The organism is Embleya hyalina, assembly GCF_003967355.1.
Taxonomy (GTDB): Bacteria; Actinomycetota; Actinomycetes; order Streptomycetales; family Streptomycetaceae; genus Embleya; species Embleya hyalina.
Genome location: NZ_BIFH01000028.1, coordinates 24,402 through 47,876 on the forward strand (window position 1 = coordinate 24,402; position 23,475 = coordinate 47,876).

General features: G+C 73.6%; 24 protein-coding genes. 14 read left to right on the forward strand and 10 right to left on the reverse strand.

What is annotated here, in order from left to right:
- Window positions 1-34 precede the first annotated feature (34 nt).
- Window positions 35-835 carry a glutamate racemase gene (locus EMA17_RS30410; protein WP_126640364.1) on the forward strand — a complete coding sequence of 267 codons (801 nt, stop codon included), beginning with the start codon at window positions 35-37 and terminating at the stop codon, window positions 833-835.
- A 12-nt stretch (window positions 836-847) separates the two neighbouring features.
- On the opposite strand, the gene EMA17_RS30415 is transcribed toward EMA17_RS30410, so the two are convergent.
- The 3 genes from EMA17_RS30415 to EMA17_RS30425 all read right to left on the reverse strand — a co-directional run bounded on the left by EMA17_RS30415 (window position 848) and on the right by EMA17_RS30425 (window position 2,742).
- Window positions 848-1,249, reverse strand: a complete 402-nt coding sequence (locus EMA17_RS30415; RefSeq protein WP_126640365.1) for a VOC family protein — start codon at window positions 1,247-1,249, stop codon at window positions 848-850.
- A gap of 51 nt (window positions 1,250-1,300) precedes the next feature.
- Window positions 1,301-2,140, reverse strand: coding sequence for an NmrA family NAD(P)-binding protein (locus tag EMA17_RS30420; protein WP_174861453.1), 840 nt, complete (start codon window positions 2,138-2,140; stop codon window positions 1,301-1,303).
- A gap of 107 nt (window positions 2,141-2,247) precedes the next feature.
- Entirely contained in the window at window positions 2,248-2,742 is a 495-nt protein-coding gene (locus tag EMA17_RS30425; protein WP_126640366.1) for an FBP domain-containing protein, read from the reverse strand.
- Between the two features lie 99 nt (window positions 2,743-2,841).
- Here EMA17_RS30425 and EMA17_RS30430 point away from each other — a divergent pair, with 99 nt between their 5' ends.
- The 5 genes from EMA17_RS30430 (at window position 2,842) to EMA17_RS30450 (ending at window position 8,202) form a co-directional block, all read left to right on the forward strand.
- Window positions 2,842-3,408 (forward strand): TetR/AcrR family transcriptional regulator, encoded by a 567-nt coding sequence (locus EMA17_RS30430; RefSeq protein ID WP_126640367.1) that lies wholly within the window; start codon window positions 2,842-2,844, stop codon window positions 3,406-3,408.
- Window positions 3,409-3,498: 90 nt separating this feature from the next.
- Window positions 3,499-4,035, forward strand: a complete 537-nt coding sequence (locus EMA17_RS30435) for a DUF1697 domain-containing protein (RefSeq protein WP_126640368.1) — start codon at window positions 3,499-3,501, stop codon at window positions 4,033-4,035.
- A 109-nt stretch (window positions 4,036-4,144) separates the two neighbouring features.
- Window positions 4,145-4,759 carry an ArsR/SmtB family transcription factor gene (locus EMA17_RS30440; protein ID WP_126640369.1) on the forward strand — a complete coding sequence of 205 codons (615 nt, stop codon included), beginning with the start codon at window positions 4,145-4,147 and terminating at the stop codon, window positions 4,757-4,759.
- Window positions 4,760-4,912: 153 nt separating this feature from the next.
- Window positions 4,913-5,665 carry an ABC transporter ATP-binding protein gene (locus EMA17_RS30445; protein WP_126640370.1) on the forward strand — a complete coding sequence of 251 codons (753 nt, stop codon included), beginning with the start codon at window positions 4,913-4,915 and terminating at the stop codon, window positions 5,663-5,665.
- Window positions 5,665-8,202 carry an ABC transporter permease gene (locus tag EMA17_RS30450; protein ID WP_371863062.1) on the forward strand — a complete coding sequence of 846 codons (2,538 nt, stop codon included), beginning with the start codon at window positions 5,665-5,667 and terminating at the stop codon, window positions 8,200-8,202. Before EMA17_RS30445 ends, EMA17_RS30450 begins: the two co-directional genes overlap by 1 nt.
- Here the strand turns inward: EMA17_RS30450 and EMA17_RS55810 are convergent.
- Window positions 8,091-8,585, reverse strand: coding sequence for an MDR/zinc-dependent alcohol dehydrogenase-like family protein (locus EMA17_RS55810; RefSeq protein WP_307721573.1), 495 nt, complete (start codon window positions 8,583-8,585; stop codon window positions 8,091-8,093). The genes EMA17_RS30450 and EMA17_RS55810 overlap by 112 nt on opposite strands.
- Before the next feature lie 335 nt (window positions 8,586-8,920).
- Between EMA17_RS55810 and EMA17_RS30460 the strand changes: the two genes are divergently transcribed.
- The 8 genes from EMA17_RS30460 to EMA17_RS30495 all read left to right on the forward strand — a co-directional run bounded on the left by EMA17_RS30460 (window position 8,921) and on the right by EMA17_RS30495 (window position 16,974).
- The gene (locus tag EMA17_RS30460) at window positions 8,921-9,277 is read left to right on the forward strand and encodes an ArsC/Spx/MgsR family protein (RefSeq protein ID WP_126640372.1); all 357 of its coding nucleotides are present in this window, start codon (window positions 8,921-8,923) and stop codon (window positions 9,275-9,277) included.
- An 89-nt stretch (window positions 9,278-9,366) separates the two neighbouring features.
- Window positions 9,367-12,252, forward strand: coding sequence for a Na+/H+ antiporter subunit A (locus EMA17_RS30465; RefSeq protein ID WP_126640373.1), 2,886 nt, complete (start codon window positions 9,367-9,369; stop codon window positions 12,250-12,252).
- Window positions 12,249-13,181, forward strand: a complete 933-nt coding sequence (locus tag EMA17_RS54425; RefSeq protein WP_246126996.1) for a Na(+)/H(+) antiporter subunit C — start codon at window positions 12,249-12,251, stop codon at window positions 13,179-13,181. The genes EMA17_RS30465 and EMA17_RS54425 overlap by 4 nt, the downstream gene beginning before the upstream one ends.
- A complete protein-coding gene (locus EMA17_RS30475) occupies window positions 13,178-14,749 on the forward strand; it encodes a Na+/H+ antiporter subunit D (RefSeq protein WP_126640374.1) in 1,572 nt (523 codons plus the stop codon). Before EMA17_RS54425 ends, EMA17_RS30475 begins: the two co-directional genes overlap by 4 nt.
- Window positions 14,746-15,333, forward strand: a complete 588-nt coding sequence (locus EMA17_RS30480; protein WP_126640375.1) for a Na+/H+ antiporter subunit E — start codon at window positions 14,746-14,748, stop codon at window positions 15,331-15,333. The genes EMA17_RS30475 and EMA17_RS30480 overlap by 4 nt, the downstream gene beginning before the upstream one ends.
- Window positions 15,330-15,608 (forward strand): MrpF/PhaF family protein, encoded by a 279-nt coding sequence (locus EMA17_RS30485; RefSeq protein WP_126640376.1) that lies wholly within the window; start codon window positions 15,330-15,332, stop codon window positions 15,606-15,608. The genes EMA17_RS30480 and EMA17_RS30485 overlap by 4 nt, the downstream gene beginning before the upstream one ends.
- On the forward strand, window positions 15,595-15,945 hold the full coding sequence (locus EMA17_RS30490) for a cation:proton antiporter (protein WP_126640377.1): 351 nt from the start codon (window positions 15,595-15,597) through the stop codon (window positions 15,943-15,945). Before EMA17_RS30485 ends, EMA17_RS30490 begins: the two co-directional genes overlap by 14 nt.
- 366 nt (window positions 15,946-16,311) lie before the next feature.
- A complete protein-coding gene (locus EMA17_RS30495) occupies window positions 16,312-16,974 on the forward strand; it encodes a sirohydrochlorin chelatase (RefSeq protein ID WP_126640378.1) in 663 nt (220 codons plus the stop codon).
- A gap of 229 nt (window positions 16,975-17,203) precedes the next feature.
- On the opposite strand, the gene EMA17_RS30500 is transcribed toward EMA17_RS30495, so the two are convergent.
- The 6 genes from EMA17_RS30500 to EMA17_RS30525 all read right to left on the reverse strand — a co-directional run bounded on the left by EMA17_RS30500 (window position 17,204) and on the right by EMA17_RS30525 (window position 23,368).
- Window positions 17,204-17,503, reverse strand: a complete 300-nt coding sequence (locus tag EMA17_RS30500; protein WP_126640379.1) for a DUF6342 family protein — start codon at window positions 17,501-17,503, stop codon at window positions 17,204-17,206.
- Window positions 17,504-17,784: 281 nt separating this feature from the next.
- A complete protein-coding gene (locus tag EMA17_RS30505) occupies window positions 17,785-18,258 on the reverse strand; it encodes an NUDIX hydrolase (RefSeq protein WP_126640380.1) in 474 nt (157 codons plus the stop codon).
- Complete coding sequence (locus tag EMA17_RS30510; protein ID WP_126640381.1) at window positions 18,258-18,962, reverse strand: HAD family hydrolase; 705 nt, start codon at window positions 18,960-18,962, stop codon at window positions 18,258-18,260. The genes EMA17_RS30505 and EMA17_RS30510 overlap by 1 nt, the downstream gene beginning before the upstream one ends.
- Before the next feature lie 67 nt (window positions 18,963-19,029).
- A complete protein-coding gene (locus EMA17_RS30515) occupies window positions 19,030-19,863 on the reverse strand; it encodes an SWIM zinc finger family protein (protein WP_126640382.1) in 834 nt (277 codons plus the stop codon).
- Complete coding sequence (locus tag EMA17_RS30520; RefSeq protein ID WP_170222273.1) at window positions 19,860-22,631, reverse strand: SCO1167/SCO6262 family helicase; 2,772 nt, start codon at window positions 22,629-22,631, stop codon at window positions 19,860-19,862. The genes EMA17_RS30515 and EMA17_RS30520 overlap by 4 nt, the downstream gene beginning before the upstream one ends.
- Window positions 22,632-22,636: 5 nt before the next feature.
- Window positions 22,637-23,368 carry a TetR/AcrR family transcriptional regulator gene (locus tag EMA17_RS30525; protein ID WP_246127015.1) on the reverse strand — a complete coding sequence of 244 codons (732 nt, stop codon included), beginning with the start codon at window positions 23,366-23,368 and terminating at the stop codon, window positions 22,637-22,639.
- Window positions 23,369-23,475 lie beyond the last annotated feature (107 nt).

The window sequence follows — 23,475 nt, forward strand, 5'->3', positions numbered from 1 at the left end:
GCGTCGGCGGGCACGGGAGGCTAGGTTGGAGCGCATGCGTGTGGCGTTGATCGATTCGGGGACGGGGTTGCTGCCGACAGCCGGGTGGTTGCGGCGGTTGCGGCCCGATCTGGACCTGTTGTTGTGCATGGACCCCGATCACATGCCCTGGGGCGACCGGAGCGAGGCGGTGATCACCGCACGGGTGCTGGCCGCCGGTGAACTGGCCGTCGCGCGCGGTGTCGACGGCATGGTGGTGCCGTGCAACACGGCCACCGTCACCGCGCTCGACACGCTGCGTGCCCGGCACGAGCCCGCCGTGCCGGTGGTGGGCACGGTGCCCGCGATCAAGCCGGCCGCGGCGGCCGGCGCGCCGTTCGCGGTGTGGGCCACCGCGGCGACCACCGCGAGTGCCTATCAGGCCCGGCTGATCGAGGAGTTCGCCGCCGGGCACACCGTGGTCCGGATCGCCTGTCCGGGCCTGGCCGAGGCGATCGACCGGGCAGATGAGCCGGCCATCGAGGTGGCCCTCGCCGACGCGGCGCGCCGCACGCCCGCCCACTGCGCGGGCGTGGTCCTGGGCTGTACGCACTACCCGCTGGTCGCCGAGCGGATCGCCGCCGCGCTGCCCGCCGAGGTGCTGCTGTACGACAGCGCCGAGGCGGTCGCGCGGCAGACGTTGCGCCGGCTCGGCCTGAGCGAGCACGCGGGGGCGACGCCGGGCGGCATCGAGGTGCTGCTCAGCGGGCGCCCGGGCGCGCTCCCGCCGAACGCGCTGGCCTACCCGCTCGGCCGGGCCCTCGCCGGTGGCCGCCCGCTGGAGGCGTCCACCGGGATCGGCGCCGGATCGGTCTGAGCCGACCGCCGCTCACGCGTTCCAGCCGCGGGTGCACAGCACCAGCGGGTAGCCGTCCGGGTCGGTGACGGTGACGCCGAACCTGTCCCAGTAGGGGTTGTGCGCGGCGACGCGGGTGCCGCCCGTCGCGATCAGCCGGTCGACCAGCTCGGGGTCGATCGGGCCGCCCAGGTAGAGCACGAACAGGTCGTCGACGGTCGGCGTCGGCGTCAGCGGGTTCTCCGGGTCCCGGGTGAGTTCGAAGTGCCAGCCGCCCCCGGGCAGTCCGACCATCACCAGGTCGTGCTCGCCGGCGACCCGCTCGGTGGTGCGCCACAGCACGCTCAGGCCCAACCCCTCGACGTGGAACCGCTCGGCGGCGGCGAGATCGAGGGAGGGGCGGGCGATGCGGACGTGCGTGTCGATGTCGATCATGGCGGTGAGGCTAGCGCGCCCGCGACGGGGCGGGCGGGCGCCCGGAGGGGCTCAGGTGAAGTCGGCGGCGTGTTCCTTCGCCCAGTCCCGGAAGTCGCGCGGCGGGGTGCCGGTGAGGTCCCGCACCGTGGTGGTGGGCACGGCCGGCTGCGGCGGGGCGTCGGCGCCCGCCAACAGCGCGTCCACCAGTGCGGGCGGGCGACCGTCGGCGAGCATCCGGGCCCGGGCGACGGCCGGCGGGACCGGCTCGAACCGCAGCGGACGGCCGATCGCCGCGCCGATCAGGGCCACCTGGTCGGCCCGCGTGAGTACGTCCGGGCCGGTCAGTACGTAGCCGGCGCCCGCGTGGCCGTCCTCGGTCAGCACCCGGACCGCCACCGCGGCGATGTCCCCCGGGTGCACCACCGGCTTGGCGGGCAGGTCGGGCCCGTGCACGACGCCCGTCTCGCGGATCTGGCCCGCCCAGCCCAGCGTGTTGCTCGCGATCGTCTCGGCGCGCAGGAAGGTCCACGTCGCACCGGACCCGGTGATCGTGCGCTCCAGATCGGCATGCAGGGCGCCGATCGGGTCGTCCCGCCCGGCGAGCGCGTCGCGCACCCGCGACGAGGAGAGGTAGACGACCCGGTCGGTGTGCTCGGTGACCGCCGCCAGCACCTCGGGCGCACCCTCGGCGGTGAGGAAGGGCCAGACCAGGAACACCGATTCGACCCCGCTCAGCGCCGCGGCGAGGCCGGCCGGATCGGCCAGATCGCCGGCGACCACCTCGACGCCGGGCGGCAGGTCGGCGGTATCGGGACGCCGGACCAGCGCCCGTACCCCGACTCCCGCGGCGAGCAGTTCGGCCACCACGTGGCGGCCGACGTTGCCGGTTGCCCCCGTTACCAGAATCATCCATCGTCCCTTTCGTGCCGTCGGGCGGAGGGAGGTGTGCCGCCCTCCGCCGTCGGACGCTCGCGCGACCGACGCGGACGAGAGGTCAAGCCCGGGTGCCGCGCGGCTTATTCCAGGACCTTGGCCAAGAACGCGGACAGGTTGTCCTTCGTGCGCTCGATCTGCTCGGCCATGGTCAGCGATTCCTCGAACCGGCCGCCGGGGGCCGGCTTCTTCAAGCCTCGGACGTAGAGCGAGCAGGCCAGGTCGGTGCACATGTACACGCCGACCGAGTTCCCGTCGCGGCCCGCTCGGCCGGTGCGGCGCGCGGTCATCAGCGAGACGCCGCTGCCCGGGTGTGTGGTCAGACACAACGAGCACATGCTGCGGTGCAGGTAGCCGCGCCGCTGGGCGGGGAAGCGCAGGGTGACGCCGACGAGGTCGCCGGCGCGCTCGGTCACCAGATAGGTGCGATCCGGTGCGCCGGGATCGCCCCAGCCCAGGAAGTCCAGCTCGGCCCATGGGCGTTCGGCCAGGTCACGGGGCATCGGCAGGCGTTGCGCCTCGCCCTTGGAACAGTTGACGAACGACGTGCGGATGTCCTGCTCGGTCAGTGGGTTCATGCGGCGGAAACTAACAGTGCCTGTGTAGTCTAGGCAACTACCTAGAGGGACTAGGAAACGCGGAGGGCGCGGTGGCCGGCGCCTCGACGGAGGTGGCGGGTGGCGCGCAAGGGGCTGACGGCGGAACGGGTGACCCGGGCCGCCGCGGATCTGGCGGACGAGGTCGGCTTCGAGAACATCACCCTGACCGCGCTGGCGCGCGGCTTCGGAGTGAAGGACGCGAGCCTGTACTCCCATGTGCGCAACCTCCAGGAGCTGCGGGTGGGGGTCGCCCTGCTGGCCGCCGCCGAACTGGCCGATCGCATCGGCGCGGCGGTGGCCGGCCGGGCCGGACGCGACGCGCTGACGGCGTTCGCCCGGGCGTACCGCGACTTCGCCCTGGAACACCCCGGTCGCTACGCGGCCACCCAGGCGCGGATCGATCCGGCCCTGCTCGCCTGCTCCGACGGCCACCGGCGCAACGTCGACTACACCTACGCGATGTTGCGCGCCTACGGCCTGGAGGAACCGGATCTGACCGACGCGGGGCGGCTGTTGCGCAGCACCTTCCACGGTTTCGCGGTCCTGGAGGCCAATGGCGGGTTCGGCCACGTGCGCCCGCCGGGGGAGTCCTTCGAGCGGGCCGTGCGGGCGCTGCACGCGGCGCTGGAGCGCTGGCCCGACTGAGCGCTTGCCGGCGCGCCCGGCGCGCGGTTCGATCATGGTGCCCGGCGACGGGTCGCCGGTCGGCGGCACCGGGTTCGAGGGAGGCGTGTGGTGACGAGGTACGTGGCGCTGTTGCGCGGGATCAACGTGGGCGGACACCGCAGGGTGCCGATGGCGGATCTGCGCCGGGTGCTGACGGGACTCGGCTTCACCGAGGTCCGCACGCTGCTGCAGAGCGGGAACGCGGTCTTCGCGGCCGCCGAGCGGCCGACCGACGAACTCGTGACGACGATCGAGGCGGGTCTGGCGGCCGAGTTCGGTTTCGCGGTGGACGTGATGGTGCGCGACGACGCGGAGTGGCGGGCGGTGGTGGCGGCCAATCCGCTGGAGGTGCGCGATCCGGCGAAGCTCGCGGTGGCGTTCCTGCGCGCGCCGTTCGACCCGGCGGTGCTGGCCGGAGTCGATCCGGCCGACTACGCGCCGGAGGAGTTCAGCGCCGGCGGGCGCGAGTTGTACATGTACTTCCCGGACGGCCTCGGGAAGGCGCGGCTGACGCCGATCCTGTCCCGTCGGCTGGGCGACGGGGCGACCGTGCGCAACTGGAACACGGTGACCAGGCTGCTCGCGCTGCTGGAACCGGCGACCTGAACCGCCCGCCCCGGGTACCGGGGCAGCCGAAAAACGCGGTGTCGTCCGGATGGCGCGGGGCCACCCGAAACCGTTGCACAATTTCGTGTGCACAGATTAGTGTGCACACATGGGAGCGACGCCGGAACGCCGCGAGGTCACCGAACTCGAAGCGCTGAAGGCACTCGCCCATCCCCGGCGGCAACGGATCCTGCGACATCTGGAGGTGGAGGGTCCGGCCACCTCCGCCACGCTGGCCCGCTCCCTGGGCCTGAACACCGGCGCGACCAGCTACCACCTCCGGGAACTGGCCCGGCACGGCTTCGTGGAGGACTTCGACGACCACGAGGCGCACGGCCGGGAGCGGTGGTGGCGCGCCGTGCGTCGGGACCTGCGGTTCCCGCCGCGCGGCGAGCAGAGCGCCGAGGTCCGCCCGGTGGTCGACGAGATGACCCGCCTGGTCTTCGCCGCCGACCTCCAGGATTTCCTCGACGCGAACACCGCACCCGAGGCCGAGGACGAGACGGACATGCCCTACTCCCGCGGCATCATCCACGTCACCCCGGCCGAACTGGGCGAGTTCTTCGAGGAGTACATCGCCCTCCTGAACCGATACAAGCGCACCGGCCCGCTGCCCGACGGGGCACGGGCGGTACAGACCCGCCTCTTCACGTACCGGTCCCCGGTGACCGGGGCGGGAACGAACCTGCCCGGGACCGACGAGCCGGGGGCGGCCGAGTCCTGAGCGACCGGGCGCGTCCGCGACACCCCCGGCGACCCACCGCGTACCGGCCCGCCCGGCGCGGTCCGGGCCGTGTCCTCATTCCCGCGCGGGCGGCACCGGCGGCACGCGCACCACCACGATCCCCGACACCCGAGACAAGGGCGACGCCGCACCATGAGTTCCCACCAGCAGATACCCGAAGCCGTGTCCCTGATCGGAGTCGGACGCGTGCACGGCAAGGGCACCGCGGCCGTCACCGCGCTGAGCGACGTCACCGTCGGCATCCATCGCGGCAGCTTCACCGCGGTCATGGGCCCCTCGGGCTCCGGGAAGAGCACGTTCCTGCAATGTGCGGCCGGGCTGGACCGGCCGACCAGCGGCACCGTGCGGCTCGGCGAGACCGACCTGTCCGGACTGAACGAGACCGGCCTGACCGAACTGCGCCGCGAACGTATCGGCTTCGTCTTCCAGGCGTTCAACCTGATGCCCTCGCTGACCGTGCTGGAGAACATCACGCTGCCGCTGCGCCTGGCCGGCCGCAAGGCGGACCGCGAGTGGCTCGCCGAGATCGTCCGGCGGGTGGGCCTGACCGGGCGCACCGAACACCGCCCGGCCGAGTTGTCCGGCGGCCAGCAGCAGCGCGTCGCGATCGCCCGCGCGCTGGTCACCCGGCCCGAGGTGGTCTTCGCCGACGAACCCACCGGCGCGCTGGACACGGTCACCGCCAAGGAGGTGCTGGTCCTGCTCCGCGACACCGTGGACACGATGGGGCAGACCGTGGTGATGGTCACCCACGACCCGGTCGCCGCCTCCTACGCCGACGAGGTGCTGTTCCTCGCCGACGGCCGGATCACCGACCGGCTCGCCGGAGCGAGCGCCGAGCGGATCGCGGACCGGATGACCCACCTGGGCGCGTGGGCCGCCTGATGCTCTTCCTCGCCCTGCGTACGCTGCGCGCCCGAAAAGGCGGCTTCGTCGGCGCGTTCGTCGCGCTGATCTGCGCCGCCGCCCTGGTCACCGCGTGTGGCGCGCTCCTGGAGACCGGCCTGCGCGGCGACATCCGCATCGAACGCTACGCCGCCACCGACACCGTGGTCACCGCCGACCAGAACCTGCACTGGACCAAGCACAAGAAGGGCAAGACCAAGGTCAAATCCAAGCCGCTGACCGAGCACGCCTGGCTGGACGGCGCCGCCGTGGACCGGCTGCGCACGATCCCCGGCGTGGAGGTGGTGCCCGAACTGACCTTCTCCGCCCACGTGCTCACCGCCGGCGGCCGGGCCCTGGACACCGACGACAACGCGTGGGGGCACGCGTGGGAGTCGGCCCGGCTGACCCCGTTCGGGCTGCGCGCGGGTCGCGCCCCGGCGGCGGCCGGCGAGATCGTGCTGGACGCGGACCTGGCCCGGCGGGCCCGGGTCGAGGTCGGCGGCACGGTCACCGTGCAGGCCGGACAGGCCCCCGGCACCTATCGAGTGGTGGGCGTCGCGACGCCGCCCGGTCGGGACGCGCTGGCCCGGCAGGCCACCGTGTTCTTCGGCGCAGAGGACGCCCGGCGGCTGGCCGGACACCCCGGACAGGTCGCGGCGGTGGGCCTGTTCCCCGCCCCCGGCGCGGACCCGGGCGCCGTGCGCAAGGCCGCGAGGACGGCCCTCGCGGGGACCGGGGCGCAGGTACGGACCGGTACCGATCGCGGCCCCGCGGAGTTCCCGGCGGCGGCCAAGGCCCGGGTCACCCTGATCAGCCTCGGCGGCGCGCTCGGCGGTACCTCGCTCCTGGTGGCCGTCCTGGTCGTGGTGGGCACGTTCGCGTTGTCCGTCCAGCAGCGTCGGCGGGAGATCGCGCTGCTGCGCGCGATCGGCGCGACGCCCCGGCAGATCCGGCGCATGGTGGGTCGCGAGGCGCTGGTGGTCGGTCTGCTCGCGGGCGCGCTCGGCGCGTTCGCCGGACTCGGCCTGGCCCGTTGGCTGCACGGGCGGTTCGTCGCGTTCGGCGCGATGCCGGACACGCTGGAATTGCGGCTCGGCCCGTTCCCGCCGATCGGCGCGGCGTTGCTGACCCTGGTCGCGGCCTGGACCGCGGCCCGGGTGTCGGTCCGGCGCGCGGCGCGGGTGCGACCCACCGAGGCCCTGGCCGACGCGGCGATCGAACGGCCCCGGGTGGGCGTCGGGCGACTGATCGGGGGGCTGATCGCGGCGGCCGGCTACGCCGTGCTGCTGCTGGTGCTCAGCGGGCTGGACACCGAGCCCAAGTCCACCCCCGTCACCTTCCTCACGGTGATCCTGGCCGCCGTCGCGATCGCGCTGCTCGGTCCGATCGTGGCCCGCGCGGCGACCGCCGTGTTCGGCGCGGTGGTCGGGCGCCTGTCGCCGGTGAGCGGATTCCTGGCCGCGCGCAACGCCCGGGCCGCGGCCGAGCGGGTGGCCGCCGTGGTCACCCCGCTGAGCCTGGCGGTGGCGATGGCCTCCACGATCCTGTTCACCCAGACCACCGCGAGCCACGCCGCGCAGGAGCAGGCGAAGTCCGGCACGTTGGCGTCCTACACGCTGGCCGCCGGCCCCGGGGTACCCGGCCGGGCGGCCGAGGCGGCGCGCGCGGTGCCCGGGGTCGAGGCGGTCACCGAGGTGCTGCACACGCTCGTGCGGGCCGGTCAGGACAAGTTCCCCGCCCAGGGCGTCACGCCCGAGGGCCTGGAGCGCACGCTCGACTTGAAGACGAGGTCCGGCTCGTTGGCGGCGATGACCGACACGACGATCGCGGTGAGCGACCTGGCCGCCAGGACCAAGGGGGTCGGGGTCGGCGAAGACCTCGAGGTCACCATGGGCGACGGCGTGGTGGTCACGCTCGAGGTGGTCGCGGTCTACGAACGCGGCCTCGGCTTCGGCGACCTGACCCTGCCGTACGCGGTGACGGCGGCGCACGTGGACCGGCCGGCCGCCGCGGCGGTGCTGATCTCCGGGACACCCGCGTTGTCCCGGGAGCCGCTGCGGCACGCGATCGCCGACTTCCCCGGGGTCCGGGTGCTCGACCGCGGCGAGGTCGAGCAGGCCCGGCGGGACCAGGCCGGCACCCAGGCCCAGGTCAACTATGTCGCGATGGGGCTGATCATCGCGTTCACCGGGATCGCCGTGGTGAACACGCTGGTGATGGCCACCTCGGCCCGGCGGCGCGAGTTCGCGCTGCTGCGCCTGGTGGGCACCACGCGCCGACAGGTGATGCGGATGTTGCGCTGGGAGACCGGGGCGGTGGTGTTGCTCGCCACCGGACTGGGCTCGCTGGTCGCCTACGCGACGCTGACCGCGTACAGCATGGGCATGACCAAGAGCGCGTCGCCGTACGCGCCGCCGTTGACCTACGCGACCGTGGTGGTCGTGGCGGCGGTGTTGGCGCTGTTGTCGACGGTGGTGCCGGCGCGGGTCGCGCTGCGCGGGAACCCGGCGGACACGATGGGGCTGCGCGACTGATCGTCGCGTGAACGGGGGAACGCCGGCCGGGCCACGGGTGGCCCGGCCGGCGTTGTGTCGTGGGGAGTCGGGTCGATCGGGTGGACCGGATGAATCAGACGGTGGTCGGGGCGAGTTCGGCGATCACCGCCTCGGCGGCGGCCGGGATGTCGCCGTCGTGCGCTCGGGCCGGGCACCGGCTCGGTCGCGTTGTAGCCGCTGATCGCGCCGATCAGCGCGAGCCGGGCGCCGACCTTCACGTTGCCGATCGCCGCCTCGAGATGGTCGCCGCCGACGTGGTCCAGGTAGACGTCGATGCCCTCGGGCGCGGCCTGGGCCAACTGCTCGGCGATCGCACCGGCCCGGTAGTCGAGCGCGACGTCGTAGCCGAAGTCGGCGCGCAGCCGGGCGGCCTTGGCCGGGGCCGCCGGCCGGGCCGATCACCTTCGCCTCATGCGCCGGCGGGGCTGTTTCGCCTCATGCGCCGGCGGGGCTGGTTGGCCTCAAGCGCCGGCCGGGCTGTTTCGCCTCAAGCGCCGGCGGGGCTGGTTCGCCTCAAACGCCGGCGGGGCTGGTTGCCTCAAGCGCCGGCCGGGCTGGTTCGCCTCATGGGCCGGCCGGGTTGGGTGGTCTCGGCGTCGGCTGGGCTGGTTGGCCTTGTGGTGGCGCCGGGTCGCTCGCGTGGGTTGGGGTGGGGTTGAATGGCGGGTCTTGTCGGTTGGGTCGGGAGGGGTTCGGCGTGGAGGTTTGGCTCAATCCCGCGTGCTCGAAGTGTCGGGCCGCCGTGGATCTGTTGGACGCGGAAGGTGCCTCCTACACCGTGCGGCGGTACCTGGAGGAGCCGCCGTCCGGGGCGGGGATCGAGGCGGTGCTCGGGCGCTTGGGGCTGGAGCCGTGGGACTTCACCCGCCTCGGGGAGGCGGTCGCCGCGGAGCTCGGCATCGCCGACTGGGGGCGGGAGGCCGGGGATCGTGCGCGTTGGGTCGCGGCGCTGGCGGCGCATCCGGTGTTGATCCAGCGGCCGATCATCACGGCCGACGACGGTCACGCGGTGGTGGGACGCAGCCCCGAGGCGGTGCGCTCCGTTCTCGGGTGAGCGCGGGCGCTCGTCGGAGCGGGTGGAAAATCGGGAGACATTTGTCCGATTTGAGATGATTTGTGGTGATCGCGTCATAACGTAGCGCCATGATCCTCTCGGTGGCCTCGTACTTCGTGGTCGCGGCGATCGCTCCGTGGCTGGTCCGCCGCCTCGGGCGCAACGCCTTCGTGGTGCTCGCCGCGCTGCCGGTCGCCACCACCGGCTGGGCGCTCTCCCGGGCCGGGTCGGTGTTCGACGGCCACGCCGTGGTCGAGTCGCGCGCGTGGATTCCGCAGTACGGCGTCGATCTGGCCTTCCGGTGCGATGCCCTGGCGCTGCTGATGGTGTTCCTCGCGGCGGGCGTGGGTGTACTCGTCCTGGTCTACTGCGCGCGCTACTTCGACGACGACGAGCCCGGGCTCGGCGCGTTCGCCGGGGTCCTGGTCGCCTTCGCCGGCGCGATGATCGGGCTGGTCACCACCGACGACCTGATCCTGCTGTACGTGTTCTGGGAGTTGACCACGGTCTTCTCCTACCTGCTGATCGGCCATCGCAGCGAGCACCGGGGCTCGCGCCGGGCCGCGATGCAGGCGCTGACCATCACCACCTTCGGCGGCCTGGCGATGCTGGTCGGGCTGATCCTGCTCGGCGAACGGGCCGGGACCTACCGGCTCTCCGAGATCCTGGCCGACCCGCCCGGCGGCACGCTCGTGACCGCCTCGATCGTACTGATCCTGGTCGGCGCGCTGGCCAAGTCGGCGATCGTGCCGTTCGGATCCTGGCTGCCCGCCGCGATGGTGGCGCCCACCCCGGTCAGCGCCTACCTGCACGCCGCCGCGATGGTCAAGGCCGGCGTGTACCTGATCGCCCGGTTCGCCCCGGGTTTCGCCGAACTCTCGCCCTGGCGGCCGATCGTCCTGATCACCGGCTGCGCCGCGCTGCTCCTGGCCGGGTGGCGCGCGCTGCGCGAGAACGACCTGAAACGGGTCCTCGCCTACGGCACGGTCAGCCAACTCGGCCTGCTCACCGTGGTCACCGGCGCCGGCACCCGGGACGCCGCGCTCGCCGGCATCGCGATGCTGGTCGCGCACGCCCTGTTCAAGGCCACCCTGTTCCTCGTGGTCGGCATCATCGACCACGGCGCCGGTACCCGCGACCTGCGCCGACTCTCCGGCCTGGCCCGCGCCATGCCGGTCACCTGCCTGGTCGCGGTGGTCGCGGCGATGTCCATGGCCGGACTGCCGCCGATGGCCGGGTTCGTCGCCAAGGAGGCGGTGTACGAGGCGTTCCTGCACCGGGGCCGGGCCGACACCGTCGTGCTCGGTGCCCTGGTCGCCGGATCGGCGCTGACCGCCGGCTACAGCCTGCGCTTCGTGTGGGGCGCCTTCGCCCGCAAGCCCGGCGTGCCCACCACCACGTGCGCGCCCCTGGGCGGACTGCTCCTCGCCCCGGCCCTGCTGCTCGGCGCGAGCTGTCTCGGGCTCGGCCTGGCCGCGCCCTCGCTCGACCACTGGATCTCCTCGTACGCCGACCTGTTCCCGGCCGACGGCACCGACTACCACCTGGCCCTGTGGCACGGCCCGGGCATCGCGCTGAACCTGTCCACCGCCGCGGTCTGCCTGGGCATCGTGCTGTTCCTGGCCCGCGAACCGGTGGTGCGGGTACAACTGGCCACCGCGCGGATCGAGCCCTCACGGCTGTACGACCTGCTGGTGCGCGGGGTCGATCGGGGCGCGTTGCAGCTGACCGGCACCACCCAGCGCGGCTCGATGCCGGTGTACGTCGGGGTGATCCTGCTCAGCCTGATCGCGATCACCGCCGCCGCCGCGCTCGGCCGGCTCCCGCTGCCCTTCCCGGACACGCCGCGCTGGTGGGACTCCGCCGCCCAGGTCGTGGTCGCGCTCCTGGTCGTGGCCGCCGCGCTGATCGCCGCCGGCACCCGACACAGGCTGCCCACCGTGCTGCTGGTCGGTGTCACCGGCTACGGCTGCGCGACGTTGTTCGTCCTCCAGGGCGCCCCCGACCTCGCGCTCACCCAGGCCCTGGTGGAGACGGTCAGCCTGGTGGTGTTCCTGCTGGTGCTGCGCCGACTGCCGAGCCGCTTCCGCGACACCACCCGACCCGTGCGCCGCGCCGTGCACATCGTGATCGCGGTGCTGACCGGCGGCGTGCTCGGGAGCGTCGCGGTGTCGGCGTACGCCGCGCGGACCCGGCCCCCGGTATCCGACGTGTTCGCCGCCGCGGCCGAGGAGGCCGGGGGCAAGGAGATCGTCAGCGTGCTGCTCGTGGACATCCGGGCCTGGGACACGATGGGCGAGATCGCGGTGCTCGCGGTCGCCGCGATCGGGGTGACCAGCCTGATCTTCGTGCGCCGGACCCGGGAGTTGCCCCGACTCGCCGACCGCGCGCCCGACGCGCCGCCGCTGCCCGCCGACGGGGACGACGCGCATCCGGGGCACGAACGCGAGCCGGCCCCCGAGCCGGACGGCCGACTCGTCGCCGCCCGCACGCTCGCCCCCGGGCGGCGCACGGTGCTGTTCGAGGTGGTGGCCCGGGTGGCCTTCCCGACCGTACTCGTGCTCTCCCTCTACTTCCTGTTCAGCGGCCACTCCACGCCGGGCGGCGGCTTCGCGGGCGGGATCACCGCCGGACTCGCGCTCCTGGTGCGCTACCTCGCGGGCGGCCGGTACGAACTGGCCGAAGCCGCGCCGCTGCCCGCCGGGCGGCTGCTGGGCACCGGCCTGGTGGTCTCCGCCGGCGCCGCCCTGGTCGGCCTGATCGTCGGCGGCGCGCCGCTGCGCAGCACCGTGCTCGACGCCGATCTGCCGGTGTTCGGCGGTGTGCACATCGCGACGTCGGTGTTCTTCGACATCGGCGTCTACCTCCTCGTGGTCGGCCTCGTGCAGGACGTGCTGAGCGCGTTGGGCGCGGAGCTGGACCGACGCATCGAACAAACCCGCGACCCCGACGCCGAACGGACGGTGATCGTATGAAGAGCCCCACCCTGATCCTGGTACTCACCGCGGCCGTCCTGGTGGGCGTCGGGGTGTACCTGATCCTCGAACGCAGCCTCACGCGCGTGCTCCTCGGCGTGGTGCTGATCGGCAACGGAGCCAACCTGATCGTGCTCTCCGGCGGTGGCCGCGCGGGCGGCGCGCCGGTGCTCGGCGTCACGCTCCCGGGCCGGATGAACGACCCGCTGCCCCAGGCGATGGTGCTGACCGCGATCGTGATCACCCTCGCGGTGACGGCGTTCGTGTTGTCGATGGTGCACCGGCACTGGGAGTTGACCGGGACCGACGAGATCCAGGACGACGCCGAGGACCTGCGCGTGGTGCGCCGCGCCGAACGCGGCGACCTGCGGGCCGAACACCGGCGGCTGCGGCGCGAGTTGCGCGAGCAGACCACGGCCAGGCGGGAGGTGGTGCGCAGGCTCGCGATCGAGGCGCGGGCCAACTACGCGGCCGAGTGCCGGCGGCTCGGCGTGGACGAGCGCGGGCACGGCGGGCAGCCGGAGGAGCAGCGGATCGCGCGCGAGCGGCGCGCCGAGCTGCGTCTGCGGTTGCGCGGGATCAAGTCCGAACATCGGGTCCAGCAGGACGAGCTGCGCAGCCGCTTCCGGGCCGCGCGGCGCGAGTTGAACCGGCAGGCGCGGGCCGAGCGGGCGGCGGTGGCACGGGCGGACGGCGTGGTGGACGCGGTGCCGGACACCGAGTTTCCGCGCGGCACGAGCACGATCGGGGCCGGCCACGGCTCGACGGCGATCGGCTCCGGCCACGGTTCGACGGCGATCGGGTCCGGCCATGGTTCGACGGCGATCGGCTCCGGCCACGGCTCGACCGCGATCGGCTCCGGCAACGGCTCGACGGCGTTCGGAGCGGGGCGGGGCGGCGACCACGCCGGGAACGAGCCGCCCCGATGAATCACCTGGTTCCGCTGCCGGTGCTGCTGCCGCTGTTCGGCGCGGGCCTCAAGCTGGCCATCGGCGGCCGGTTGCCCCGGGGCCAGCGGGTGATCAGCGTCGCCGTGTTGACCGCCGTACTCGGCGTGGCCGTCGCGCTGCTCGTGTCGGCCGACCGGGACGGTCCGGTGGTGGCGCGGATGGCGGGCTGGCCCGCGCCGACCGGCATCGTGCTGGTGGCGGACCGGCTCTCCGCGCTGATGCTGGTGGTCTCCTGCGTGGTCACCCTGGGCGTGCTGGTCTACTCGATCGGCCAGGGACGCGCGGACGCGGACGAGGCCACGCCGCTGTCGGTGTTCCACCCCACCTACCTGATCCTGGTCGCCGGCGTGGCCGACGCGTTCCTGGCGGGCGACCTGTTCAACCTGTACGTGGGTTTCGAGGTGCTGCTCGCGGCCAGCTACGTGTTGTTGACCGTCGGCGGCACCGCCGCACGGGTGCGCGCGGGCGCCGGCTACGTGGTGGTGGGCCTGCTGTCCTCGCTGGTGTTCCTGGCCGCGATCGCGATGGTGTACGCGGCCACCGGCACGGTGAATCTGGCCCAGCTCGCGGTGCGGTTGCCCGAGGTGGACCCCGGGGTGCTGCTGATCCTGGAATCGATGCTGCTGATCGGATTCGGGGTCAAGGCGGCGGTGTTCCCGCTGTCCGCATGGTTGCCCGACGCGTACCCGACCGCGCCCGCGCCGGTCACCGCGGTGTTCGCCGGGCTGCTGACCAAGGTCGGGGTGTACGCGATCATCCGGGTGCAGACGCTGCTGTTCCCGGACGGGCGGATGCGCGAACTGCTGCTCGTGGTCGCCGCGGCGACGATGATCGTCGGCATCCTGGGCGCGATCGTGCAGAGCGACCTGAACCGGTTGTTGTCGTTCACGCTGATCAGCCACATCGGCTACATGGTGTTCGGGATCGCCCTCGCCAGTGCCGCGGGCCTGGCCGGGGCGGTGTTCTACGCGGTCCACCACATCACCGTGCAGACCTCGCTGTTCCTGGTCGCCGGGCTGATCGAGCGGCGTGGCGGAAGCACCGACCTGGGCCGGCTCGGCGGTCTCGCCCGGCTGTCGCCGGTGCTCGCGGTGTTGTTCTTCGTGCCCGCGATGAACCTGGGCGGGATCCCACCGCTGTCCGGATTCCTGGGCAAATGGCTGCTGTTGCGGGCGGGCGCGGAGTTCGGCACGGTCACCTCGTACGTGCTGATCGGCGCGGCGGTGGCCACCAGCCTGCTCACGCTGTACGCGATGGCCCGGGTGTGGGGGCAGGTGTTCGGCGGCACGGCCGACCACTCGGGGGCGACCGCCTACTCCTCGGGCGCGAGCCTGAGCGGGCGCGACGTCGCGGCGACCACCAGCGTGCTGCCGCGCGCGATGACGCTGGCGACCTGCGCGCTGGTCGCGGTGGCGCTGGCCTTCACCGTGTGGGCCGGCCCGCTGGTCGCGCTGGCCGATCGTACGGGGGTCGAACTGGTGGGCCGCGCCGCCTATGTCGACGCCGTCCCGCTGCCCGGCGGCGTGCACCGCAGCGGAGGCCGATGAACGCCACCCGACTCGACGCGGTGCGCCGCCGCCGGCGCGTGTCGCCGTTGCTCGTGGGGTGGCTGACCGCCGTATGGGTGGCGCTGTGGGGCACTTTGACCGTGGCCAACGTGCTCACCGGGATCGTGTCCGCGGTGCTCATGCTCGTCCTGCTGCCGTTGTCGCCGGCGCGGGATCGGCTCGCCTTCCGTCCCTGGGGGCTGGCGCGCTTCGTGCTGCGCTTCGCGCTCGACCTGGTGGTGTCCTCGCTGCGCGTCGCGTGGCAGGCGTCGTGGCCGGGGAAGTTGCCGCGCAACTCGGTTCTCGCGGTGGAACTGGCGCCCCGATCCGACCTGTTGCTCACACTCACCGTGCTGGCCCTGAACGTGCTGCCCGGCAGCATCGTGATCGAGATCGGTCGGGGTCGGCCGACCACGCTGTTCATCCACGCGCTCGGCGCCGACACACCGGCGGCGGTGGCGGCGGCCCGCCGTGCGGTGGTGCGGTTGGCGGCCCGCGTGGTCGGCGCGTTCGGGACCCGCGCGGACCGTGCCGGCCTGGAGGATCCGTCCCTGTCCGCTCGAACTCCCGGGGAGCAACCATGAATCCACTCGTCGGCGGCGCCGTGATCGTACTGCTCGGCTCGGCCGCGCTGATGGCGCTGATCCGGCTGGTGCGCGGGCCGTCCACACTGGACCGGGCGGTGGCGGTGGACATGCTGCTCGCGGTGATGTTGGCCGCGATCGCCGCCGAGGCCACGCTGAACCGGCACACCACCACCGTTCCGGTGCTGCTCGCGCTCGCCCTGGTCGGCTTCCTGGGCTCGGTGTCGATCGTGCGCTTCTCCGCCCGTGAGGGGAGCCGACGTGCGCGCGGGTGAGTTCGCCGACGGCGCGGCGGTGGGCTGCCTGCTCGCGGGCTGCGCGCTCGCCTTCGTCGCGGGAGTGGGCCTGTCGCGCTTCCCGGACACCCTGTCGCGGATGCACACCGTGGCCAAGCCGCAGGTGCTCGGGCTGCTCCTGGTCACCCTCGGCCTCGGCCTGCGGCTGCGCAGCGGGATCGACGTCGGGATGCTGGTGATGGTGGCGTTCTTCCAACTGACCACGGTCCCGGTGGCCACCCACCTGGTGGGCCACGCGGTGTACCGCCTGCCGCACCTGCCGACCGGCGACCTCGTCGTCGACGAACTCGCGGACCGCCCCGATCCGGCGGGTTGATCCGGATCGTGCTCGCGGTGTCGTGTGGTCGGATGACGAGCGGATCGGCGGATGGTCGGATTTCACTCCGATGGCCGGGGTTGGTGCGTCGGTTCGGCGGATAACCGGGACGAGACAACCGTCCATCGGGCGTCCGCGGGCTCCCGGTGGGTGCCGTGTACGCCCTCGACGGGTGCGCGGAAGGGCCGGGTCCGGCGGTGTCCGGAGCCCGCGACCCGGCGCGCCCGCACGCGCGCCGACGTCCGAGGCGCCGCCATCCGGCAGCCCGGGCGCCGCCATCCGAGAAAGGAATCCACGATGAACCCCGAACCCCGCGAGGCAGCCGGCCGGCCCGGGTCCGATCGTGCCCCGAACGGCGGTTGAGTCGTGGCGGAGCGGGTGGCGGTGGTGGCGGTCGGCGGGCACGAGAGCGCGCACGGCGCGGCGCTGCCGGGACTGCTCGGCCCCGAGGTGACCTCGGTGGCCGCCGGGAGGCAGACGCACCGGGCGGTGTCCGCGCTGCTGGGCGGCGGGGCGGACCGGGTGTGCGTGGTGCCGATGACCCTGGGCCGGGACGCCGGGCTGCTCGCGGAGACCACGCGGACCCTGCGTGCGCTGCCGGCGGCGGAGCGCTCGCGGGTGGTGCTCGGCCGGCCGTTCGGCGCCGCCGGGCAGTTGATCGGGTGGTTGCGCGCGGCGGCGGCACGGGTGCCCGTGCGAGCCGCCATCCTGGTCACCGCGCCGGCGGGGCGCCCGGACGAGGACGCGGAACTGTACCGACTGGCCCGGCTGGTGTGGCAGTACGGCACCCACCGGATCGTCGAGGTCGCGCTGCTCGGCGGCGACCCGGACCTGGGCCGGGCCCTGGAGCGCTGCCGCGTACTGGGCGCGGCCCGTACCGTCGCGATCCCCGCCTCGTTCGTGCTGCCGGCGGTGCCCGGCGTGGCCCCGCTGCTGTCGAAGGCGACCGCCGCCGGCATCCTCGCCGCCCGGGTCGGCCCGGCCCTGGAGCGCTTCCGCCTCCACGCCCGCGCGGCCGAGCCCGCCTGACCCAGGCGACCCCGCGGGACCTCGGCCGGTCGGGAACGACGGTGGGAGCGGTGGCGGGCCCTTGCCTCCACCCCCACCATCGTTCGCGCGCGCTCGGGCGCCCTGGTGCCGTTCACGCTCCCCGGGGCTCACCCACGGCGCTACCGCCGATGTCGATGAGGTGCCGGTGTGCCGCGTCGCGTGTCGTGTGTGGCGTCGCCGGCACGGGGAGGTCGACCCGCGTCACCCGTCAGTACGACAGGTTCGTCTGGTCCGTGATCACCTTGCCGCGGATGTGCAGGTTTCCCTCGGAGTCGAGGACCGCGATGATCTTCTTCGTGGAGCCGTGGTACGTCGTGAAGTAGATCTTGTCCGCCTCCTGGGAGGTGGAGTGGTTCGTGTTCACCGACAGCTCGATGCTCACCGGCGAGCTGATCAGCACGTCCTTCTTGGGCGAGGTCGGGTAGACCTGGTTCTGCCGCAGCTTGACGCGGCCGTGGGTGTCGCCCTCTTCCCAGTCCGAGGCAAGTCCGAGATCGATGTCCGCCATGAGGCTTCCCCTCTTTCCCCGGCGGGTCGTGTCCCGTCCCGGACCTCGACCGCTGTTCCGTGCCCGAGGTCCGATCGCACACGCCCGCCCTCCAGTGAAGAGCCTTGCTCGGCCGAGGTGACGCGGTACGTCCCCCGGCCGAGCACGAACGTACACAGGCGGATCGATCGATGGCATCGAGATCCGCATGATTGGCTCATTCACTGAATATCGACCGCTTTTCGGTCAACCGGCGCGCATTGACACGTGTCGTATGAAGAGCGGCAGGCGGTCGACCGGGGTCATGCGTCGGAGTCGGGCGGTCGGCGCGCCGAGGGGGAGTGGGTGCGGAAGAGGTCGAGCGTGGCCGGACACTGCGAGTGCAGCGGTGCGGGCGGGGCTTCGGGGGTGAACCAGCCCAGGGCGTCGAACTTGTTGGGTTCGCCGATGGTCGCCCGCTCCGGGTCGACGCGGACCGCGAAGACGACCGCGACCCAGTGCGACGCGATCGGGTCGCCGCGCAGGACGTTGCGGGCGCCGAGGGGCTCGATCGACAGCGGCTCGGTGCCGTACTCCTCGCGCACCTCGCGCGTGACCGCCTCCTCGAACGTCTCGCCCCACTCCAGCGCGCCGGCACCGGTGTCCCACGTGCCGGGCTCGTCCCGGGCGGCGGCCGCCCGACGGGCCAGCAGCACCCGCCCGGCGCCGTCGTGGCAGACGAAGACGCAGGACACCGAGGGCCCGGCGGGCCGGTCCGCGGCCCGGTCGGCGGCCATCAGAAGTGCCGGAGCAGGTCGGGGAACGCGGTCAGCGTCAGTACCCGTTCGTCGTGCGGATCCAGCTCGCTCTGCTCCAGGACCCAGGTGTGCGCGTTCGGGATGAACACCGCGCCCAGGCCCGCGCCGCGCGCCGGCAGGATGTCCGACTTGGGGGAGTTGCCGATCATCCACGTGGTTTCCGGCGCCAGCTCGTGGGCGCGCATCAGGTCGACGTACGTGTCGACGCCCTTCTCCGGCACGATGTGCGTGCTGCGGAAATGGGGGGCCAGCGCGGAGGCGTCGATCTTGCGCTGCTGCTCCTCGGTGTCGCCCTTGGTGAGCAACATCAGGTCGTGCCGGGCGCCGAGCGTGGTGAGCGTCTCCACCACGCCGGGCACCAGTTCCATCCGGTCCTCCAGGAGCGCGACCGCCAACGTGTCGATGTGCCGCAACTCCGCCTCGGTCGCGGAGCGTGCGTACAGCCGCTCCAGCGTTTCGCCCAGGCTGCGCAGGAACATCTTGCTGCCGTAGCCGTGGGTGATCGCGTTCGCGGCCTCCACGTCGTTGAGGATCGCCCGGATCTGGGTCCGGTCCAGGGTGGGATGGGCGACCCAGTCGAGGTAGTTCTCGATGACTCGCTCGAACAGGATGTTGTTCTCCCACAGCGTGTCGTCGGCGTCGAAGATCAGGACCTGACGAGGGGAGGCCGGTGTCGTGTGCATGTTCGATTCATCTCTGTCCGGTCGGCGACACTGCGCCGATCATCCTAGAGCCGGAGCCCGCGCACGATCATCGGATTATCTCCTCCTCCCCCGCCGGCGGATTGTGGATGGTGGTCTCGTCCCGCTCCGCGAGCAGTTCCCGGGCCCGCAGCGCCGCCGCCGCGGCCAGGCGTTCCAGCTCGCCGGCCGGGATGCCCGGGGCGGGGGCGACGCGCAGTGGCGCGGCGGGTTCGTGCACCGGCGGCGGGTCGGCCGGCAGGGCGTCGACCGCACGGTACGCCGCACGCGCGTCGACCCCGACCGCGTCCCCCGGCGGCGCGGTGGGACGTGGCCGCCACGCGCGCGACCGCTCCAGCACGGCCGGCTCGTCCCGGCCGCGCATCAGCAACAACACGAACGGGTCCGCGTCCAGCAACCAGGCCGTCTGGTAGCCCAGAGCGGCGCCGTGTAGACACGGCAACTCCCAGTCGGGGCAGTCGCATTCGTGATCCAGCTCGTCCATGCCCGGCAGCAGGGACACGTCCGCGTCCGCGGCGGCGGCCACCAGTTCGCGCGGCAACTCCCGTTCCAGGAGCGCGGCCAGGTGCCCCGCCTCGGCGGCCACCTGGTCGAGCAGGCGCTCCCAGCGCGCGTCGTCCAGTGGCTCGATCCGCACCTCGGTGCGGTACGACGTGCCGTCGGCGTCGGACACGCGCGCGGTGATCCGGCCCGGTGCGATCGTGATCGGCCCGACCCGGCCGGCGGCGGCGTACGCCCGACCCTTGCGCAGCGGCCGGCCGTCCAGCGCGGCGTGTTCGAGGGCTTCCGTCCAGGCGCGGCCCCACCAGGTCCGGCCCGTGACCCGCTGGGCGGTGCGCGGGGCGAAGGCGGGGAAGGCGCGGGCCGACGCGGCGGCGGTCATCGGGCACTCCTCAGCTCGACCAGGTCGGCGAGTTCGGTGTCGGAGAGTTCGGTCAGCGCGGTCTCGCCGTGGGCGAGCACGGAGTCGGCCAGCGCGCGTTTGTCCCGCAACATCTCGGCGATCCGGTCCTCGATGGTGCCCTCGGCGATGAAGCGGTGCACCTGCACGGGTCGGGTCTGCCCGATCCGGTACGCCCGGTCGGTGGCCTGCTCCTCCACCGCGGGGTTCCACCAGCGGTCGTAGTGCACCACGTGGTCGGCGCGGGTGAGGTTGAGCCCGGTGCCTGCGGCCTTGAGCGAGAGCAGGAAGACCGGGACCGCGCCCTCCTGGAAACGCGCGACCAGCGCGTCGCGGCGGGCCACCGAGGTGCCGCCGTGCAGGAGTTGGTTGCCGATGCCGCGCGCGGTCAGGTGGGTGCGCAGCAGTCGGGCCATGCTCACGTACTGGGTGAACACCAGCACCGAGCCGTCCTCGGCCAGGATGGTGTCCAGCAACTCGTCGAGCAGTTCGAGCTTGCCGGAGCGACCCGCGAGGCGGGGCTCGGGTTCCTTCAGATATTGCGCCGGGTGGTTGCAGATCTGCTTGAGGCCGGTGAGCAGCTTGACGATGCGCCCGCGCCGGGCCATGTCGGAGCCGGCGGCGTCGAGTTCGGCCAGCGCCTCGCGCACGGCCGCCTCGTACAGGCCGACCTGCTCGCGGGTGAGCGGGACCGGCTGGTCGGTCTCGGTCTTGGCGGGCAGTTCGGGCGCGATGCCCGGGTCGGACTTGCGGCGGCGGAGCAGGAACGGCGCGACCAGCCTGGCCAGTCGCTCGGCGGTGGGCCCGTCGCGGTCCGCCTCGATCGGCTTGGTCCAGCGCCGGCGGAACACGCTCGCGGTGCCGAGCAGGCCCGGGGTGGTCCAGTCCAGGATCGCCCACAGCTCGGTCAGCCGGTTCTCCACAGGCGTGCCGGTGAGCGCGATCCTGGCCCGCGCCGGGATGCGGCGCAGTGCCTTGGCGGTGGCGGAGGTGTGGTTCTTGACGTGTTGCGCCTCGTCGGCGACCACCAGGCCCCACGGCACGGCGGCCAGGCGGGCCGCGTCCAGGCGCATCGTGCCGTAGGTGGTGAGGACGAACCCGGTGGTGAGGTCGTCGAGGCTGCGGGCGCCGCCGTGGAAGCGGCGCACCGGTGTGCCCGGCGCGAAACGGGTGATCTCCCGCTCCCAGTTGCCGAGCAGCGACGCCGGGCAGACCACCAGGGTCGGTGCGGCGCCGGCCGGGTCCTCGGCGTCGGCCGCGCGGTGCAGGTGCAGCGCGATCAGCGTGATCGTCTTGCCCAGACCCATGTCGTCGGCGAGGCAACCGCCCAGGCCCAGCGAGGTCATCCGGTCCAGCCAGCGCAGCCCGCGCAGCTGGTAGTCGCGCAGCGTCGCGGCGAGCGCGGCGGGCGCGCCGATCGGCTCGCCGCCGCCGTCCGGGTCGGCGATCCGCGCGCGCAACTCGTCCAGCCACGCCGACGTGCCCACCTCGACGCGCTTGCCGGCCACCTCGATGCCGCCGGTCAGCGCGCCGGTCAGGGCCTCGATCGGGGTGAGCGGCTTGATCGAACGATTGCGGGCCTTGGCCATCAGGGCGGGATCGACCAGTACCCAGCGGTCGCGCAGGCGCACCACCGGGCGGTGCGACTCGGCCAGCGCGTCCAGTTCGGCGGCGGTCAACGTGGCGCCGCCGAGCGCGAGTTGCCAGTCGAAGCCGAGCGGGGTGTCGCCGCCGAGGAAGGCGCGCAGGTCCCGGGGCGCGTGGTCGTGGGCGCCGATCACGGCCCGGGCGGTGAGGTCGCGGACGAGGTCGCGGGGCCAGTGCACCTCGACGCCGGCGGCGGCGAGACGGGCGGTCGCGGCGCCGAGCAGGGTGCCCAGGTCGTCGTCGGCGACCACCACGCGGTCCGGGACGCTCGCGGTGAGCAGCGGCTCCAGGGCGGGCCAGATCCGGGCCGCCCGGCGCAGCGCGACCAGCACGTCGGGCCGGGCCCGCTCGCCGAAGCGCGGGTCGGTGCCGGTCCACAACGTGTCGGCGTCGACCACGGCGGTCGGGTCGGCGAGCGAGTGCGCCTGGACGATCGCCACGAACGGCGCGCGCTCGACGTCGTTGCTCTCCAGCCGCAACGAGACGCGCACACCCCGGTCGTGCCCGGCGGCCACCCGGTCCGACCAGGGGCGCAGCGCGGGCAACTTCCGCGCGGCGGGCGCGGCGAACGCGCCGTCGCCCGCGTGCGGCCCGGCGGCGGTGCGCGGCATGGTGTCGGCGACCGCGTCCAGGAAGGCCCGGACCAGCGGGGTCGCCGCCGGGAGCAGGGTGCCGCCGTCGGTCGGGATGGCCCGCGCCTCGCCGGGCATCGCGTCGGCCAGCGCCCGCACCCGCTCGACGTCGGCGGCGTCCAGCGGACCGGCCCGCCACGCGTCGTGGTCGGCGGCGGAGATCCCGGGCAACATGCGCCCGCGCGCCACCAGTTGCAGGGCGAGCACGGTGGCCGCGCCCCAGAACGCGGCGGCCGGATGCGCGCCGGGGGCGCGTCGGGCCCGGGAGAGCACCCGGATCGCGTCGGTGACGGGCAGTCGTACGGCGGGATGGGTGTGGGCCACCCCGTCGGCGTCGAGCACCGTGATCGTGTCCGGGCCGTCCGCGTGCGGCCAGAACGCGACGGTGCCGGCGCGTGGCGGATCGGCGGGCGCGAAGGTGGCCGCGTGGCGGGTCGGATCGAGCGGGGGATGCGGGGTGTGGGTGGCGATGTCCGTTACTCCTGGGGTGCCGGGGGCGCGGCGGCGGATCGCCGCGAGCGGATCAGGTTCTCGATGCCGTCCAGGACCAGGCGCAGGCCGAGCTCGAAGCCCGCGTCGGGGGCCTGGTCGTAGACGCCGGCCTCCCAGACCCGGGTGAGGGTGGGAAAGCGGGTGGGCCGGATCAGTTGCTCCAGGTAGGGGGTGCTCTCCGCCCACCAGTCGTCGTAGCCGGCGCCGCCGGCGAGCGTGTCTCGACCGACGTCCACGGTGACCTGGGCGACGCCTCGCACGTAGCCGTCGACGAGGTCGACGACGTGCGCCATCTCGGCGTCGGACAGCCCGAGATCGGCGACCGTGCGCAGCCCCGCCTCGGCCCGGGCGGTGAGCCGCGGGCCCATCAGCAGCAGCCCGGGGCCCCACAGGCGCACCACCCAGGGATGACGGCGGGCCAGTTCCCGGTCGGATCGGGCGCGCTGTTCGAGCGCCGCGCGCCAGCCGATCCCGGTCGGATCGGGCAGGGCGGACTCGCCCAGCACGGTGTCGAACATGACGTGCAGCAGCTCCGCCTTGCCCGGCACGTAGGTGTAGAGCGACATGGTGCCGACGCCGAGGCGTTCGGCGACGGCGCGCATCGACAACGCGTCGAGCCCGTCGGCGTCGGCGAGTTCGATCGCGGCGTGCACGACACGATCCACGGTCAGCCCCTGCTTCGGCCCCCGGGTGGGCCCCTCGCCCGTACGCCACAACAGTGCGAGCGTACGCGCGGGATCCGCGCGCCCACCCCGTTCCCGTGCCACTCGTACGCCCTTCGCCGAAAACTCCGTATGGCGTACCGTACGGCATGCGGAGTGGT

Coding starts and splice junctions, on each gene's coding strand:
- EMA17_RS30410 (WP_126640364.1), top strand. CDS start 35: ATGCGTGTGGCGTTGATCGATTCGGGGACGGGGTTGCTGCCGACAGCC.
- EMA17_RS30415 (WP_126640365.1), bottom strand. CDS start 1,249: ATGATCGACATCGACACGCACGTCCGCATCGCCCGCCCCTCCCTCGAT.
- EMA17_RS30420 (WP_174861453.1), bottom strand. CDS start 2,140: ATGATTCTGGTAACGGGGGCAACCGGCAACGTCGGCCGCCACGTGGTG.
- EMA17_RS30425 (WP_126640366.1), bottom strand. CDS start 2,742: ATGAACCCACTGACCGAGCAGGACATCCGCACGTCGTTCGTCAACTGT.
- EMA17_RS30440 (WP_126640369.1), top strand. CDS start 4,145: ATGGGAGCGACGCCGGAACGCCGCGAGGTCACCGAACTCGAAGCGCTG.
- EMA17_RS30445 (WP_126640370.1), top strand. CDS start 4,913: ATGAGTTCCCACCAGCAGATACCCGAAGCCGTGTCCCTGATCGGAGTC.
- EMA17_RS30450 (WP_371863062.1), top strand. CDS start 5,665: ATGCTCTTCCTCGCCCTGCGTACGCTGCGCGCCCGAAAAGGCGGCTTC.
- EMA17_RS30465 (WP_126640373.1), top strand. CDS start 9,367: ATGATCCTCTCGGTGGCCTCGTACTTCGTGGTCGCGGCGATCGCTCCG.
- EMA17_RS54425 (WP_246126996.1), top strand. CDS start 12,249: ATGAAGAGCCCCACCCTGATCCTGGTACTCACCGCGGCCGTCCTGGTG.
- EMA17_RS30475 (WP_126640374.1), top strand. CDS start 13,178: ATGAATCACCTGGTTCCGCTGCCGGTGCTGCTGCCGCTGTTCGGCGCG.
- EMA17_RS30480 (WP_126640375.1), top strand. CDS start 14,746: ATGAACGCCACCCGACTCGACGCGGTGCGCCGCCGCCGGCGCGTGTCG.
- EMA17_RS30485 (WP_126640376.1), top strand. CDS start 15,330: ATGAATCCACTCGTCGGCGGCGCCGTGATCGTACTGCTCGGCTCGGCC.
- EMA17_RS30500 (WP_126640379.1), bottom strand. CDS start 17,503: ATGGCGGACATCGATCTCGGACTTGCCTCGGACTGGGAAGAGGGCGAC.
- EMA17_RS30505 (WP_126640380.1), bottom strand. CDS start 18,258: ATGGCCGCCGACCGGGCCGCGGACCGGCCCGCCGGGCCCTCGGTGTCC.
- EMA17_RS30510 (WP_126640381.1), bottom strand. CDS start 18,962: ATGCACACGACACCGGCCTCCCCTCGTCAGGTCCTGATCTTCGACGCC.
- EMA17_RS30515 (WP_126640382.1), bottom strand. CDS start 19,863: ATGACCGCCGCCGCGTCGGCCCGCGCCTTCCCCGCCTTCGCCCCGCGC.